The sequence below is a fragment of the Agromyces sp. 3263 genome, assembly GCF_031456545.1.
Taxonomy (GTDB): Bacteria; Actinomycetota; Actinomycetes; order Actinomycetales; family Microbacteriaceae; genus Agromyces.
Map to the genome: position 1 here is coordinate 1,015,616 of NZ_JAVDUV010000002.1, position 14,788 is coordinate 1,030,403.

The following is a 14,788-nucleotide window of genomic DNA, read 5'->3' on the forward strand; positions in this document are numbered from 1 at the left end:
CTCAGCGCTCGGAGGAGGACGGGGTGTCCGCGTCGTCGTCGACGGCGGGCGGGGCGGATGCCGCGGCATCCTTCGTGGAGGCATCTCCGTCAGCGTCGCCCGTCGGCGCGTACTCGCCGTACCGAGGACGCTCGCGGGCCACCGGGCCGGCCGCACGGGCCGTCTCGGCCGCAGCCGCCCGGCGCGCGGCATCCGTCGCCTCGCCGTAGCTCATCGGACGCCCGCTCGTCGGCGAGGAGGCCGGCACCACGGGCGGCCGAGACGGGATGGTGCTCGGCGCGTCCACGCCGAGGACGGATCGTGCCCGTTCGACATGGGCGGACTCGGCGACGATCGCGTAGCGCGTGGCGAGCACCTGGTTGACGGAGGTGAAGTCGCGTCGTCGGCGATTGACCGAGTACGACACGACGCTGAAGATCATGCCGAAGCCCGCACCGATGAGCACCGCTGATCCGAGGATGCCGAGCGTGGCGCCCGAGGGCGCGAAGATGAAGAACAGCAGGCCCAGGAACGTACCGAACCATGCGCCCGAGATGGCGCCCGCGCCCGCAGCGCGACCCCAGCTCAGCGTGCCGGTGATGCGCTCGACGCTCGTGAGGTCGGTGCCCACGATCGCGAGCTCCTTCACCGGGAACTCCGCCTTCGCCAGCTGGTCCACCGCCGCCTGCGCCTCGGGATACGTCTCGAAGGTCGCGACGGTCTCGCCCTTGGGAAGGGTCGGGAACGTGCGCGCCGTGCGGCCGCCGAACGGGGAAGGTGAGCTCACCCCGTCATTCTCCCACGCGCCCGCGCGCCGCCGCCGGGCGGCCGGCGGGAGGGCCGGGTTCCCGGTTCCGGGGGCTAAGTTGGTACCGTGAGCGCCACGAGAGTCTTCGTCGCCCGACTCGCCGGGTGCGCCGTCTTCGACCCCGCCGGGGATCGGGTCGGAAAGGTGCGCGACGTGCTGGTCGTGTACCGCAAGAGCGACCCTCCGCGCGTGGTCGGCCTCATCGTCGAGATCCCCGGCAAGCGTCGCGTGTTCGTCTCGATCGGGCGGGTCACGTCGATCGGCGGCGGCCAGATCATCACCACCGGGCTCATCAACCTGCGTCGCTTCGAGCAGCGCGGCGGCGAGGTGCGCGTCATCGCCGAGATGCTCGGCCGCAAGGTCGTCTTCAACGACGGCTCCGGCGAGGCCACGATCGAGGATGTCGCGATCCAGGAGAAGGAGCCGGGCGAATGGGAGGTCGACCAGCTCTTCGTGCGGCGTCCCAAGGGCGCGTCGCCCTTCTCCAAGGGCCAGTCGGCCTACGTCACGTGGCGCGAGGTCCGTGAGCTGAACGCGAGCGGCGAGGCGCAGTCGGCCGAGCAGCTCATCGCCACGTACTCCGAGCTGAAGCCCGCCGACCTCGCCAACACGCTGCTCGACCTGCCCGTGCAACGACGGCAGGAGGTCGCCGAGGAGCTCTCCGACGACCGCCTCGCCGATGTGCTCGAGGAGATGCCCGAGTCCGACCAGGTCGAGATCCTCTCGGGCCTGGGCGACGACCGCGCCGCCGACGTGCTCGATCACATGCAGCCCGACGACGCCGCCGACCTCATCGCACAGCTCCCCGAAGAGCGCGGCGAGCACCTGCTCGAGCTCATGGAGCCCGAGGAGGCCGACGACGTGCGGTTCCTCCTCTCCTACGGTCCCGACACCGCCGGCGGCCTCATGACGACCGAGCCGATCATCGTGTCGGCCGACGCCACCGTGGCCGAGGGCCTCGCGCTCATCCGGCGCCACGACCTGCCGCCGGCGCTCGGCGCGGCGGTCTGCGTCACGCTGCCGCCGTACGAGCCGCCGACGGGCCGGTTCCTCGGCGTCGTGCACTTCCAGCGGATGCTCCGCTACCCGCCGCACGAGCGCCTCGGCACACTCATCGACCAGGGGCTCGAGCCCGTCCGCGCCGACACCTCCGCCGCCGAGGTCAGCCGCATCCTCGCGAGCTACGACCTCGTCTCGGTGCCGGTGGTCGACGAGAAACACCGACTCGTCGGGGTGGTGACGATTGACGACGTACTCGACTACCTCCTGCCCGATGACTGGCGAAGTCACCCCGACGACGAGACCGATGTGGGGCGACGGGCCGCGGCTCGCTCCCAGCTGACCACGGGCAGCATCCCGATCCCGAACGGAAGGAGGGCAGGAGATGGCACGCGTTGACGTCGAGGACCGCCGGTTCGACACCCCGAAAGGCACGCGCCGATCCGTGCCCTTCCGCGGGTCGGGCGACAGCGACCGGTTCGGCCGCTTCACCGAGTGGGTGGCCCGAGGCATGGGCACGCCCGGCTTCCTGCTCGGCCTCTCGGTCTTCGCGATCTCCTGGATGGCGTGGAACACGTTCGCGCCCGAGCCGCTGCGCTTCGACTCGATCGCGATCGGGTTCACCGCGCTCACCCTCGTGCTCAGCCTGCAGGCGTCGTATGCCGCCCCCCTGATCCTGCTCGCCCAGAACCGCCAGGACGACCGCGACCGCGTGCAGATCGAGCAGGACCGCCAACGCGCGGAGCGCAACCTCGCCGACACCGAGTACCTCGCCCGGGAGGTCGTCGCGCTGCGCCTGGCGATGCGCGACGTGGCGACGAAGGACTTCATCCGCTCCGAGCTGCGCGCCATGCTCGAGGAGCTCGACCGCAAGGACGAGGAGGAACGGGAGCATGCCGCGTCCTGAGGGCGACGGCGGTACGGCCGCCGGCATGGCGTCGGGCTCTCCCGCGGATGGGCTCGTCGCATCGGTCCTTGCCGCCCTCGCCTCGGTGATCGACCCCGAGATCCGGCGCCCGATCACCGAGCTCGACATGGTCGAGTCCGTGCGAGCCGGCGACGACGGGCGCGTGCAGGTCGTCATCCGGCTGACGATCGTCGGATGCCCCGCGGCCGATCGCATCGAACGCGACGTGCTGCAGGCGGCTGAGGCGGTCGCCGGCCCCGGCCGCGCCGACGTGACCCTCTCGGTGATGACGCCCGAGCAGCGCGCCGCGCTCACCGAACGGCTGCGCGGCGGCCGGGCGGCCCGCACCAACCCGTTCGGACCGGGCAGCCTCACCCGGGTGATCGCCATCACGAGCGGCAAGGGCGGCGTCGGCAAGTCCACGATCACCGCGAACCTCGCCGTGGCACTCGCGGCGCGTGGGCTCTCGGTGGGGCTCGTCGACGCCGACGTGCACGGCTTCTCCATCCCGGGCCTGCTGGGCCTCGTCGACGAGCACGGCAACGCCGCCCGTCCGACCCGGGTCGACGAGATGATCCTGCCGCCCGTCGCGCACGGCGTGAAGGTCATCTCGATCGGCATGTTCGTCGAGCCGACGGAGCCCGGCGGCCGGGCGTCGTCGGTCGCCGTGGCCTGGCGCGGCCCGATGCTGCACCGCACGCTCAACCAGTTCCTCACCGATGTCTACTTCGGCGACCTCGACGTCCTCCTCGTCGACCTGCCACCGGGGACCGGTGACGTCGCCATCTCGCTCGGGCAGCTGTTGCCGAACGCCGAGGTCGTGGTCGTCACGACGCCGCAGCCCGCCGCTGCCGATGTCGCCGAGCGGTCGGGCGTGGTGGCCCGCCAGACGGGTCAGCGACTCGTCGGCGTGGTCGAGAACATGGCCGGCTTCGCCGGGCCCGATGGCCTGGTGGAGCTCTTCGGCTCGGGCGGCGGCGTGCTCGTCGCCGATCGCCTGTCCGAGGGACAGGATCACCCCGTCCCGCTGCTCGCGAGCGTGCCCCTCAGCATCGCACTGCGACAGGGCGGCGATGCCGGCACCCCCGTCGTCATGTCGGCGCCCGACGACCCCGCCGCCCGGGCGATCGAGCAGGTCGCCGCACAGCTCGCCGCGCTGCCCCGCTCCCTCGGGGGCCGTCGCCTCGACGTCTCGGTGCGGTGAGCCCGACGTGGGTCGGATGCCGCGCCGCCGCCTCGCTCGGTTGAGCGCGCTCGTCGCCATCGCCATCTCGCTTCCGCTCGCGATCGCGTCGTGCGCGCCGGGGTCGTTGCGACCGACCCCGACGGCGCCCGACGGGCTCTCCGTGTCGATCAAGCAGGGGCGGCTCGATGTCGTCGGCCACCGGCTCGTGGTGCGGTTCGAGAACGACGCCGGCCACGAGGTGACCGTCGACGGGTTCGTCGTGAACACGCCCACCCTCGACGACGGCCTGATCCGCACCAAGCCGTTCGAAGTCGGCGCCGGGAGCGCGATCGACATCCGCCTCGACCTGCCCGCCAGCCGCTGCGACGCGGAGCCCGGCCCGGTGGAGGTGACGTTCGACTGGCGCACGACCGCTGAGGACGACGCGTCGGCGGACTCCGACTCGGTCCCGGGCACGTTGACCGCCGACGACCCGTTCGACACCGTCGCACGGGTGAACGGCGCGGACTGCCTCGCGGAATCCGTCGCCGACGTCGCGAAGATCGTGATGCCCGAGCACCTCCGCTCGACGGGCGCCGGCCCCGATCGCCGGGCATTCATCGACGTGGTCGTCGAGCCCGTGGCATCCGGAGACGCCACCATGCGCATCGAGCGGATCTACGGGACGACCCTGCTGAACGCCGAGGACGGCATCGACTGGACGCTCGGCATCGACGTCGCCGCCGGCGACGCCCCGACGACCCTCAGCCTGCCCGTGCGCCCGGCTCGGTGCGACGCGCACGCCATCGCCGACGACAAGCGCGGCACCATCCTGCCGTTCGAGATCACCGCCGGCGACGGTCGGGCGGGCCGACTCGACGTGCCGTCGAGCGACGGCCTCAAGGCCGAGCTGTACGCGTACTACGCGGAGCGCTGCGGGCTCCAGTGACGCGGAGGGTCGACCTTCCCTCCGCGTTTCACCGGCGAGTACCATTCGTCGCATGGAACCCGAGACCCACGAGACCGGGCCCACCACCGCCGAGCCACAGCAACGCGGATGGTTCATGCGCCTGCCGCTCTGGCTCCGCATCGCCGGACCCGCCGTCCTCGTGATCCTGCTCGTCGGCGGCATCACCGCGGTCGTCGTATCGTCCCAGCGACGCGATCCCGTCGACGTCGCGCGGTCCGTGTGCTTGTCGGGCGTCAGCTCGGATCTCGCGGCCCATGACCGCGACTCGCTCGAGATGCCGCTGTTCCGCGACGTCAAGGACGTGGGCGACGGCAGCTATCGCACGCAGGGCGTGGTCCGGTTCACCGACTCCGACGGGGAGGAGCGCTCGGTCACCGTGCGCTGCATCGCCCGGCTCGAGAACGGTGCGATGCGGGTGGCCAGCATCCGATTCAGCCCCTGAGCGCCGCCCTCCCCAGCTGGCACCGCCCTCCCGTGGATCAGCCGCGCGGCTCGACCACCCGCGCGAGCAGCTCGACGAGCAATCGCTCGGTGAGCGGGCCCGGCAGCGCCTCGACGAGCGCGAGCACCGGTGCCAGGCGGTCGGGCAGCGCACCGCCGGCGCCATCGCCGCCCAGCAGTCCGAACGCGCCGAGCAGCGAGGCCGCCGCATCGGAGTCGAGCCCGTCGGATGCCGCGGCGAGGGCATCGAGGCCGCCGGGCAGCTGCGCCGCCAGCCCGGCGAGCAGCGCACCGCCGTCGACCGGTGGCTCGCCGCGCACGGCGTCCGCTGCGGCGACGAGCGCCGCGGCGAGCTCGGGCACCGCGCCCTCGGTCACGGGGGTCACCGTGAGGTGGGTGGTGTGCGGCAGTCGGGTGCCGTCGGCCTGGACCATGCCGGGCTGCAGCTGGAGGAACCAGCCCGAGCCTCGCGCCGCGTCGGCCCAGTGGTGCGGGTCGACCCGGCGCTCGGGCGCCACGGCGTCGTCGGTCGCCACGGCGAACAGGGGGCCGGTGGGGTCGCCGACCACGCGGAGCCCCTCGATGCCCTCGACCACCGTGCGCAGCGCCTCGGTCGCATGCGCGGCACGGGCGGTGAGGTCGGCGAATCCGGCTTCGCCGAGCGCTTCGGCGATCGACCACGCCGCGGCCAGCGGGCCGGCCGGCTTGGACCCCGCCATGGTCGGATTGACGACGGGGTATCCCGGCCAGCCCGTGGTCGCGAAGTACTGGTGGCGCTGCCGGTCGCGGCCGCGGGTGAGCAGCACCGACACGCCCTTCGGCGCGTAGCCGTACTTGTGCAGGTCGGCAGAGAGGCTGGTGACACCCGGGACGGCGAGGTCCCAGGCCGGCAGGTCATGGGGCCAGAACGCGAGCGCGAAGCCGCCGATGCACGCGTCGACGTGCAGGGCGATGCCGCGCGCGCCGCAGATCGCCGCGACGTCGGACACGGGATCGAGGCTCGCGAAGGGGTAGGACGGGGCGCTCATCACCACGAGGGCGACATCATCGCCGAGCCGCTCCTCGATCGCGGCCGGCATGAGCGTGCCCGTGTCCGGATCGACGGGGACGAGGTCGAGGGCGAGCCCGAAGTACTCGGCCGCCTTGTGGAACGCGGCGTGCACCGTGACGGGGGCGACGAGCCGCGGCGTGCGCGGGGTCCCCGCGCGCGCCGAGCGCCACACGTCGCGGGCCGACTTCACCGCGAGCAGGCAGCTCTCGGTGCCGCCCGACGTCACCGACCCGACGACCACGCCACCGGCCTCGTCCTCGCCGTGGAAGACGCGACGCGCGAAGCCGACGAGGCCCGACTCCATGGCGGCGACCGACGTGAACGTGGTCGGATCCAACCCGTTCACGGGCTGCACGAGCCGCGCGGCAGCGGCGGCGAGCTCGTCGAGCTCGGGCATGCCGGAGTCGTAGACGTACGACAGCACGCGACCGCCGTGCGTGGGCGCGTCGCCGGCGCGGAGCGTCTCGAGCTCGGCGAGGATGTCGGCCGGAGCCCGGCGGAAGGCGGTCATCGCACGACCGCCTGGGCCGCGGCATCCGCTTGCACATCCGCCCTGCGGAGCGGATAGCGGCGGAGCGCGACGAGGCTCAGCCCCACGAGGGCGGCGGGGAGCACGCTGAAGCTCAGCACGATGCCGGCGACCGCCTCCGGCGGCTGCTCGACGACCGCCGACCCGACGGACTCGACGTAGCCCGTCAGCGCGAGCGTGAGGGTGAGCAGCGTGGCACCGAGTGCCATGCCCGCCGTCTCCCCCGCGGTCCACACTCCGCCGAAGCTGCCGGCACGACCCTCACCGTGTTCACGGGCGTCGTGCGAGATCACGTCGGGCAGCATCGCCATCGGCAGGGACTGCATGCCCGCGTACGCCGCGCCGGCGACTGCGACGGGCAGGTACACCCAGGCTCCCGGTGCCCACAGCATGCCGACGAGCCCGAGCGCGGCGACCGCGAACACCACGCTGGCGTACGCGAACCCGCGCTCCTTGCCGACGCGGCGGGCGACGCGCTCCCACACCGGGGCGAACACGACCGCGGGCGCGATGAGCGCCACGAACAGGAACGTCACCGCGCGCGGGTCGTGCAGCACCCATGTCGCGACGAACTGCGCGCCCGCCAGCATGAGGCCCGTGGCGAGCCCCTGCAGCACGAACGCCGACAGCAGCGTGCGGAACCCGGCGCTGCGTCGAAGCGCGGCGAGCCCCTCGGCGTACCCGGCCCGAAGCGACCGGCGCGGCGCGGCATTCGGCGCCGGACGGCCGCGGGGGGCCGTCGTCGTGGCCACGAGCATGCCGATGCCGATGGCGAGCCCGGCGACGATCGCCATCACGAGGTAGCCCACGTACTCGTCGGCGAACGCCGAACGCACCTCTGGACCGCCTGCACCGAACAGCAGGATCGCGATCGTGAGCACGACGACCCGCCACGTGAGCAGGCGCGTGCGTCCGTCGTAGTCCGGCGTGAGCTCGGCGGGCAGCGCGATGTAGGGCACCTGGAACAGGCTGAACGCCGTGGCGGTGGCGAGGAACGCCAGGAAGACCCAGGCGCCGGATGCCGCGGGCGCGAGCCCGGCCGGAACCGCGAAGGTCAGCACGAACCCGACGGGCAGCGCGCAGGCGCCGACGACCATCCACACTCGGCGGGTGCCGGTCGCAGCCAGCGCCCGGTCGCTGCGCTCGCCGATCCACGGGTCGATGAGGACGTCCCACACCTTGGCGGCGGTCACGACGAGTCCCGCCACGAGAGCGGTGACGCCGAGGGTGTCCGTGAGGTAGAACACGAGCACGAGGCCGGGCAGCGTCGCGAAACCTCCGGTGCCGATCGAGCCGATCGCGTAGCGGGTCACGACGCCGCGGGACAGGGATCGCTCCGGTGCGGTCATGGAGGCAGTGTACCCATCCGGCGGCGAAGTGGGTCAATTGACCTAGACTGTGGCTCATGCGCGCCACCACGGCTGACCCGAAGCTGTACGCGAGCCTGACCGACGACGTCGTCGCCTCGGGTTCCGAGACCATCGGCGTCCCCACGCCATCCACCGGCGAGACCCTCCACGAGCTGCCCCGCTCGAGCGCCGACGACGTGCGCGACGCGGTCGCCCGCGCGCGGCTCGCCCAGCTCGCGTGGGCACGGGCCGGCTTCGCCGAGCGCCGGCGCGTCCTGCTGCGCGCCCACGACCTGCTGCTCGAGCGCGGCGACCTGCTGCTCGACCTGGCCCAGCTCGAGAGCGGCAAGACGCGCGGCCAGGCCCTCGAGGAGCTGTACCAGGCGGCATCCGTGACCCGGTACAACGCGCTCACCGCGCACCGTGTGCTTCGCGGCCGCACGCGCCGCGCCGGCGTTCCGCTCGCCTCCACGACCCGGGTGCGCTACCGGGCCAAGGGCGTCGTGGGCGTCATCACGCCGTGGAACTACGCGCTCAGCCTCGCCGCGATGGACGTGGTGCCCGCACTCGCGGCCGGGTGCGCCGTCGTGCAGAAGGCCGACGACCAAGGGGCACTCACGATCCTCGCGCTGCGGCGCGCGTTCATCGACGCCGGCGTGCCCGAGTCGCTCTGGGCCGTGGTCACGGGTCCGGCCGCCGAGGTGGGCGAGGCGCTCACCGACCAGGTCGACTACATCTGCTTCACCGGTTCCACCGCCACGGGGCGCCGCATCGCAGAGAAGGCGGGCCGTCGCCTCGTCGGCGCGTCGCTCGAGCTCGGCGGCAAGAACCCCATGATCGTGCTCGACGACGTCGACCCCGAGCAGGCCGCAGCGGATGCCGCGTACGCGTGCTTCTCCGCGATGGGCCAGCTCTGCGTGTCGATCGAGCGCATCTACGTGCACCGTCGGGTCGCGGGTCCCTTCACCGCAGCACTCGTCGATCGGCTGCGCTCCGCCAGCCTCGGATCCTCGCTCGACTTCTCCTCCGACTACGGCTCACTGGCCAGCGCCGCACAGCTCGAACGCATCCGGGGCCACCTCGACGACGCGCTCGCCAAGGGAGCGACCGTGCTCGTCGGCGGGAGCCCGCGGCCGGACATCGGGCCGTGGTTCTTCGAGCCGACCGTGCTCACCGGAGTGACGCCCGAGATGCGCGTGTACGCGGAGGAGACCTTCGGCGCCGTCGCGTCGCTGTACCTCATCGACTCCGAGGAGGAGGCCATCCTCGCGGCGAACGGGAGCGAGTACGGCCTGAACGCCTCGGTGCTCACCGGCTCACGCCGACGGGGCCAGCGGGTCGCCGACGCGCTCGAGGCCGGCAGCGTGAACATCAACGAGGGCTACCGCGGCACGTTCGGCTCGGTCGACGCGCCCATGGGCGGCATCAAGGCATCGGGCCTGGGGCGTCGGAACGGACCGGAGGGGCTGCTGCGGTTCGTCGAGCCCGTCACGATCTCGGCGGCGACGGGCCTGCTCACGCTGCCGCGCACGGGTCGCGACTTCGATGTCCTCGCAGCCCCGTTCCTGCTGCTCGCGCGGGTCCTCCGCGCCGCGCGTCGGCGCTGACCCCCGGAAGCGGAACGACCTACGTCGCCTCGGAGTCGTAGGGCGCCGCTTCGTCCGCCCCTAGTGCCTCGCGCTTGCGCTTGCGCTGCAGGTACGCGGAGTTCTCGTTGACCGCTGCGGCGGAGCGTGCGACGACCGGTTTCGCGGGTTCCGCGAACGGGTCGACGTCGGTCAGCGCCTCCCGGATGATACGGCGCGGGTCGTACTGGCGCGGGTCGAGCTTCTTCCAGTCGACGTCGTCGAAGTCGGGGCCCATCTCGTCGCGCACGCGGTTCTTCGCGCCGTCGGCCATGTCGCGGAGCGAGCGCACGAGACGACCGAGCTGCGCGGCGTAGTGCGGGAGGCGTTCGGGCCCGAGCAGGAAGACGGCGATCACCCCGATGATGAGGAGCTTCTCGAACGTCAGACCGAACATCACTACAGGATAGTCGGCGGCGAGGCGCGCGAACGCCGTACGCCCGTGGCCCCTAGGCTTGGGGGTCGAGACCTTTCACCGGGAGCCGCACGTGTCCGATCGAGACCTGAACTGGAAGTACGTCGACGACTCGGTCGTCGAGACCGATGCCGTCGCCAGGGCACGCCAGCAGTCCCTCGAACTCGGCATCGAGCCGGTCTCACCCGCCATGGGTGCACAGCTCGCGGTGATCGCCGCTGCGGCACGCGCCGAGTCGATCATCGAGGTCGGCACCGGCGTGGGCGTGTCGGGGCTCTGGATGCTGCAGACGGTGCGCGGCGCGATGCTCACCTCGATCGACACCGAGAACGAGTACCAGCAGCAGGCGCGCGAGCACTTCGCGGACGCCGGCATCGCGCCTGCCCGGGTGCGCCTCATCGCCGGCCGCGCGAGCGAGGTGCTGCCGCGCATGAACGAGAGCTCCTACGACGTCGTCTTCGTCGACGCGGACGCCCCGTCGGTGATCGAGTACGTCGAGCACGGGCTGCGGCTGGCCAAGCCAGGCGGCAGTGTGCTGGTCGCGCGGGCGCTCTGGAAGGGGCGGGTGGCCGATCCTGCTCGTCGCGACGATGCGGCCACCGCCTTCCGCGAGCTCATCGCCGAGCTCGCGGCCTCCTCCGCCGTAGCAACGGCCGTCTCCCCTGCGGGAGACGGCCTGTTGCAGATCGTGAAGCTGGGCGCCTGACTCAGGCGGGGTTCACGACGCCGCCGAGGACGTCGTAGAGCTCCTTGGCCTCAGCGTCGTTCACCGAGACGACGAGACGACCGCCACCCTCGAGTGGAACTCGAACGATGATGAGTCGACCCTCCTTCACAGCCTCCATAGGCCCGTCTCCGGTGCGTGGCTTCATGGCCGCCATTGAGCTACCCCTTTCGTGGCTGACCTTCCTATTATCGGCCATCCCAAGCGGTGCTGGGAAATCGCAGGGAGACTGTGGAGAACGCTTGCTGCCCCGATGCCTCGGCGCAGCGGCATCCGTCGACGCCGATTCGCACGCTCATCAGGCCGACCAGCACCGATCACGGCGGCGTCCAGTCGCGCCCGTCCACTCCCCAGCAGATGAGGAGCCACCCCACCTGCAGGACGAGCAAGAGCACCACGAGGCTCCAGCGGTACCAGCGGGCCCTCGGGAGCGCCAGTGCGCCGAGCAGCGGGAAGAGCGGTGCGAGGATGCGGAACGTGCTCGATTGCGGGAAGAACACCGCGAGCAGATAGACGGCGTACGCGATGGACCAGAACCGGATGTCAGCGCCGAGGCGCCCGACCGCGGGTGACGCGAGGAACAGGCTGAACCCCACGATGAGCGCGACCACCGCGATCGTGCCGAGCGGCTGGCCCAGCCACCAGTCCCCCGACTGGAACCACGCCGTGAACGGCACGAGCTCGCGGTAGCCGATGTACGCCGAGCGCCACGCCAACTCGGTGTCGGTGTAGGCGTGCAGGTCGCCGGTCGCCCACCACGCGACGCCGATCCATGCGAGCCCCGACAGGCCGGCGAAGACCGCAGCGGATGCCGCGAGCACGCGGTCGCGCACGGGGAACGGATCCCTGCCGCGCCGGATCCAGCGCCACGCCCAGTGCAGTACGAGCGCGAGGGCGAAGGCGAGCGCCCCCGGCCGGGTGAACGACCAGGCGAGCACGACCGGGAACAACCAGGCGTAGCGCCGCTCGACGAGCAGCAGGAGCGCCAGCGCGAGCCAGAGGAATCCGAGGGACTCCGCGTATCCGAACTGCATGATCGGCGAGACCGGCGCGACGCAGAAGAGCACCACGGCGAAGAGCGCCCGGTCGGGCTCGAGGAACCGCGACATGAGCCGGTGGAACACGAGCGCCGCGCCGAGCCCGGCGGCGACGGCGATGACCACCGAGGCGACGTTCCACGGGATCGAGAGCCACGTGAGCACCCCGGCGAGCCCCGGGTACAGGGGCAGGAACGCCCAGGCGTTCTCGCCGACGTGGACGCCGTCGGGATACGGCAGCTCGCGCGGGTACCCGCCGAGCGCGACGATCTGGTACCAGCGCGCATCCCAGAGGTTGGCGTACTCGAAGTACCCGGGCCGCGCCCCCGTCCAGGAGTTCGGGCCCTGCTCGTTCGCGAGGAGGAGCACGAACACCGTCGTCACGGCCCGGGCCGCGGCGTAGACGAGCACGACCTTCGCCCACCAGGGCAGCAACCGCCACCGGACCCTCGGCGACGCGCGCGTCACCCGGAACGGATCGAGCTCGCGCTCGCGCCTCGCCGGCGCGGACGCCGCCGTGCCCTGCGTCTCAGGCTCCACCGGTGAGCCATGCGCGCAGGGCGCGCTCGCAGGAGAGGATCTGGTCGGTCGGGACGCGCTCATCGTCGGCATGCGCCTTGAGCGGATCGCCGGGGCCGAAGTTCACCGCGGGGATGCCGAGCGCGCTGAAGCGCGCGACATCCGTCCACCCGTACTTCGGCCGCGCCTCGCCGCCGACCGCGCGAACGAACTGCTGTGCGAGCGGGTCGTCGAGTCCGGGGCGCGCGCCCTCGGCCTCGTCGACGACGGTGAGCTCGTACTCCGGGAAGAGCCCCCGCACGAGCTCGATCGCCTCGGCGACCGAACGGCTCGGCGCGAATCGGTAGTTCACGTGCAGCATCGCCTCGTCGGGGATCACGTTGCCCGCGACCCCGCCCGTCACGCCCACCGCGTTGAGGCCCTCGCGGTACTCGAGGCCGTCGACCTCGACGGTCGCGGCCTCGTACGCCGCGAGGCGATCGAGCGCGGGGGCGAGCTTGTGGATCGCGTTCTCCCCCACCCAGCTGCGCGCCGAGTGGGCCCGCCGGCCGTACGCGCGCAGCTCGACACGGAGGTTGCCGTTGCATCCGCCCTCGACCCGCGCGTTCGACGGCTCGCCGAGGATCGCGAAGTCACCGGCGAAGAGCTCGGGGCGGTGACGCGCGAGCCGGCCCAGGCCGTTCAGTTCGGCCGAGACCTCCTCGTGGTCGTACCACATCCACGTGAGGTCGACGACGGGGTCCACGAGCTCGAGCGCGAGCTTCAGCTGCACGGCGACGCCCGCCTTCATGTCCACCGTGCCGCGGCCCCAGAGGTACTGCTGGCCGTCGATGGTCTCGAAGCGGGTCGGCAGGTTGGCGTTGATCGGCACGGTGTCGAGATGGCCGGCGATGACGACGCGGCGCTCGCGGCCGAGGTTCGTGCGCGCCACCACGGTGTCACCGTCGCGGATGAGCTCCAGGTGCGCGGCGCCCGCCAGGGCCTCGACCACGAGGTCGGCGAGGCGGGTCTCATCGCCCGACACGCTCGGCACATCGCAGATCGCCCGCGTGATGGCGATGGAGTTGGCGGTCAGGTCGAGCGCGGGCTGGGCCGGGGCGGGAGTCGACATGCCACGAGTCTACGGATGGCGGCGCCCGCGACCGGGCGTCGGCCGGTCCGAGGCGTGCCTCGCCGCGGCGTCCCCGGTCGCCATCGCACGTCACGGATGCCGCGTGACGGGAGCCCGCCGGTACGCTGGACGCATGCCCGCCAGCACCGACACCGCCTCATCGCCTGCCCGCTTCGCATGGGGCCACGGCCTCGCGACGGTCGCCGCCGACGGCACCGTGCTCGACACCTGGTACCCGTCGCCGGCGCTGGGCGCCGCCGACGGCTCGGCCCTGCCGGTCGAGCTCCGCCCGCTCACCGGACCCGACGACCGCCGCGCCGTCGCCGTCGAGGCCGTCACGGTGCAGGTGGACCTCGACGCACCGCCGACGGGCACGTCCGACGCCTACCTCCGCCTCCACGTGCTGTCGCACCTGCTGGCACGACCGAACGAGGTGAACCTCGACGGCATCTTCGCGCACCTCCCCGCCGTGGTGTGGACGAACGCGGGCCCGGTGCATCCGGCCGACTTCGACCGCCTGCGGCCGACGCTGCAGCGCGCCGGCATCCAGGCGACCGGGCTCGACAAGTTCCCGCGGCTGCTCGACTACGTCACTCCCGAGCGCGTGCGCATCGCGGATGCCTCGCGCGTGCGCCTCGGCGCCCACCTCGCTCCCGGTACCACGGTCATGCACGAGGGGTTCGTCAACTTCAACGCCGGCACGCTCGGCACGTCCATGGTCGAGGGCCGGGTGTCGCAGGGCGTCGTCGTCGGCGACGGCAGCGACATCGGCGGGGGCGCCTCCGTCATGGGCACCCTCTCGGGCGGCGGCACGCAGCGCGTGGCCATCGGCGAGCGCGCCCTGCTCGGGGCGAACTCGGGCATCGGCATCTCCATCGGCGACGACTCGGTCGTGGAGGCCGGGCTCTACGTCACGGCCGGCTCGAAGGTGGTGCTGGTGGGCCGCGCGGGTGAGGCGGGGCGCACCGTGAAGGCCGTCGAACTGTCGGGCGTCCCGAACCTGCTGTTCCGCAGGAACTCGCTCAACGGACAGGTCGAGGTGCTCTCCCGTACCGGCGAGGGCGTCGCCCTCAACGCGGCGCTGCACGCCTGAGACGCGGGCACCCCGGGTCGACTACAGTGGGGTGCTCAGGCCGCCGCTGGGCGGCCGTCGTCATGC

Annotated in this window: 15 protein-coding genes; 8 read left to right on the forward strand and 7 right to left on the reverse strand. The window is 72.4% G+C overall.

Features of this window, described 5'->3' with window-relative positions:
- Position 1 precedes the first annotated feature (1 nt).
- Positions 2-766 (reverse strand): general stress protein, encoded by a 765-nt coding sequence (locus J2X63_RS17975; RefSeq protein ID WP_309979769.1) that lies wholly within the window; start codon positions 764-766, stop codon positions 2-4.
- A gap of 87 nt (positions 767-853) precedes the next feature.
- Here J2X63_RS17975 and J2X63_RS17980 point away from each other — a divergent pair, with 87 nt between their 5' ends.
- From J2X63_RS17980 to J2X63_RS18000, 5 genes are read left to right on the forward strand one after another with little or no spacing between them, the layout of a single operon-like run.
- A complete protein-coding gene (locus J2X63_RS17980) occupies positions 854-2,185 on the forward strand; it encodes a magnesium transporter MgtE N-terminal domain-containing protein (RefSeq protein WP_309979771.1) in 1,332 nt (443 codons plus the stop codon).
- Positions 2,172-2,693, forward strand: a complete 522-nt coding sequence (locus J2X63_RS17985) for a DUF1003 domain-containing protein (protein WP_309979773.1) — start codon at positions 2,172-2,174, stop codon at positions 2,691-2,693. The genes J2X63_RS17980 and J2X63_RS17985 overlap by 14 nt, the downstream gene beginning before the upstream one ends.
- 25 nt (positions 2,694-2,718) lie before the next feature.
- Positions 2,719-3,897, forward strand: a complete 1,179-nt coding sequence (locus J2X63_RS17990; protein WP_309980194.1) for a P-loop NTPase — start codon at positions 2,719-2,721, stop codon at positions 3,895-3,897.
- 40 nt (positions 3,898-3,937) lie between these two features.
- Positions 3,938-4,807: a hypothetical protein gene (locus tag J2X63_RS17995; RefSeq protein ID WP_309979774.1), complete on the forward strand. Its 870-nt coding sequence runs from the start codon at positions 3,938-3,940 to the stop codon at positions 4,805-4,807.
- Between the two features lie 52 nt (positions 4,808-4,859).
- Positions 4,860-5,270 carry a hypothetical protein gene (locus J2X63_RS18000; protein WP_309979777.1) on the forward strand — a complete coding sequence of 137 codons (411 nt, stop codon included), beginning with the start codon at positions 4,860-4,862 and terminating at the stop codon, positions 5,268-5,270.
- A gap of 37 nt (positions 5,271-5,307) precedes the next feature.
- Here J2X63_RS18000 and J2X63_RS18005 read toward each other — a convergent pair whose 3' ends face one another.
- Complete coding sequence (locus tag J2X63_RS18005) at positions 5,308-6,831, reverse strand: aminotransferase class V-fold PLP-dependent enzyme (protein WP_309979779.1); 1,524 nt, start codon at positions 6,829-6,831, stop codon at positions 5,308-5,310.
- On the reverse strand, positions 6,828-8,198 hold the full coding sequence (locus J2X63_RS18010) for an MFS transporter (protein ID WP_309979781.1): 1,371 nt from the start codon (positions 8,196-8,198) through the stop codon (positions 6,828-6,830). The genes J2X63_RS18005 and J2X63_RS18010 overlap by 4 nt, the downstream gene beginning before the upstream one ends.
- 56 nt (positions 8,199-8,254) lie before the next feature.
- Here J2X63_RS18010 and J2X63_RS18015 point away from each other — a divergent pair, with 56 nt between their 5' ends.
- Positions 8,255-9,805 (forward strand): succinic semialdehyde dehydrogenase, encoded by a 1,551-nt coding sequence (locus J2X63_RS18015; RefSeq protein WP_309979783.1) that lies wholly within the window; start codon positions 8,255-8,257, stop codon positions 9,803-9,805.
- 19 nt (positions 9,806-9,824) lie between these two features.
- Here the strand turns inward: J2X63_RS18015 and J2X63_RS18020 are convergent, their stop codons facing one another.
- A complete protein-coding gene (locus J2X63_RS18020) occupies positions 9,825-10,220 on the reverse strand; it encodes a sec-independent translocase (RefSeq protein ID WP_309979785.1) in 396 nt (131 codons plus the stop codon).
- Positions 10,221-10,311: 91 nt separating this feature from the next.
- Between J2X63_RS18020 and J2X63_RS18025 the strand changes: the two genes are divergently transcribed.
- A complete protein-coding gene (locus J2X63_RS18025) occupies positions 10,312-10,944 on the forward strand; it encodes a class I SAM-dependent methyltransferase (protein WP_309979788.1) in 633 nt (210 codons plus the stop codon).
- Position 10,945: 1 nt separating this feature from the next.
- Here the strand turns inward: J2X63_RS18025 and J2X63_RS18030 are convergent, their stop codons facing one another.
- The 3 genes from J2X63_RS18030 to dapE all read right to left on the reverse strand — a co-directional run bounded on the left by J2X63_RS18030 (position 10,946) and on the right by dapE (position 13,629).
- Entirely contained in the window at positions 10,946-11,119 is a 174-nt protein-coding gene (locus J2X63_RS18030; protein ID WP_067875042.1) for a DUF3117 domain-containing protein, read from the reverse strand.
- Positions 11,120-11,279: 160 nt separating this feature from the next.
- Positions 11,280-12,539 carry a hypothetical protein gene (locus tag J2X63_RS18035; RefSeq protein WP_309979803.1) on the reverse strand — a complete coding sequence of 420 codons (1,260 nt, stop codon included), beginning with the start codon at positions 12,537-12,539 and terminating at the stop codon, positions 11,280-11,282.
- Complete coding sequence (gene dapE, locus J2X63_RS18040; protein ID WP_309979805.1) at positions 12,529-13,629, reverse strand: succinyl-diaminopimelate desuccinylase; 1,101 nt, start codon at positions 13,627-13,629, stop codon at positions 12,529-12,531. The genes J2X63_RS18035 and dapE overlap by 11 nt, the downstream gene beginning before the upstream one ends.
- A gap of 133 nt (positions 13,630-13,762) precedes the next feature.
- Here dapE and dapD point away from each other — a divergent pair, with 133 nt between their 5' ends.
- A complete protein-coding gene (gene dapD, locus J2X63_RS18045) occupies positions 13,763-14,722 on the forward strand; it encodes a 2,3,4,5-tetrahydropyridine-2,6-dicarboxylate N-succinyltransferase (RefSeq protein ID WP_309979807.1) in 960 nt (319 codons plus the stop codon).
- Positions 14,723-14,788: the final 66 nt, after the last annotated feature.

Bases quoted from the DNA above. Each gene is read 5' to 3' on its own strand.
- J2X63_RS18005 (WP_309979779.1), bottom strand. From the start codon at position 6,831: ATGACCGCCTTCCGCCGGGCTCCGGCCGACATCCTCGCCGAGCTCGAG.
- J2X63_RS18000 (WP_309979777.1), top strand. From the start codon at position 4,860: ATGGAACCCGAGACCCACGAGACCGGGCCCACCACCGCCGAGCCACAG.
- dapE (WP_309979805.1), bottom strand. From the start codon at position 13,629: ATGTCGACTCCCGCCCCGGCCCAGCCCGCGCTCGACCTGACCGCCAAC.
- dapD (WP_309979807.1), top strand. From the start codon at position 13,763: ATGCCCGCCAGCACCGACACCGCCTCATCGCCTGCCCGCTTCGCATGG.
- J2X63_RS18015 (WP_309979783.1), top strand. From the start codon at position 8,255: ATGCGCGCCACCACGGCTGACCCGAAGCTGTACGCGAGCCTGACCGAC.
- J2X63_RS17985 (WP_309979773.1), top strand. From the start codon at position 2,172: ATGGCACGCGTTGACGTCGAGGACCGCCGGTTCGACACCCCGAAAGGC.
- J2X63_RS18020 (WP_309979785.1), bottom strand. From the start codon at position 10,220: ATGTTCGGTCTGACGTTCGAGAAGCTCCTCATCATCGGGGTGATCGCC.
- J2X63_RS18010 (WP_309979781.1), bottom strand. From the start codon at position 8,198: ATGACCGCACCGGAGCGATCCCTGTCCCGCGGCGTCGTGACCCGCTAC.
- J2X63_RS18030 (WP_067875042.1), bottom strand. From the start codon at position 11,119: ATGGCGGCCATGAAGCCACGCACCGGAGACGGGCCTATGGAGGCTGTG.
- J2X63_RS17990 (WP_309980194.1), top strand. From the start codon at position 2,719: ATGGCGTCGGGCTCTCCCGCGGATGGGCTCGTCGCATCGGTCCTTGCC.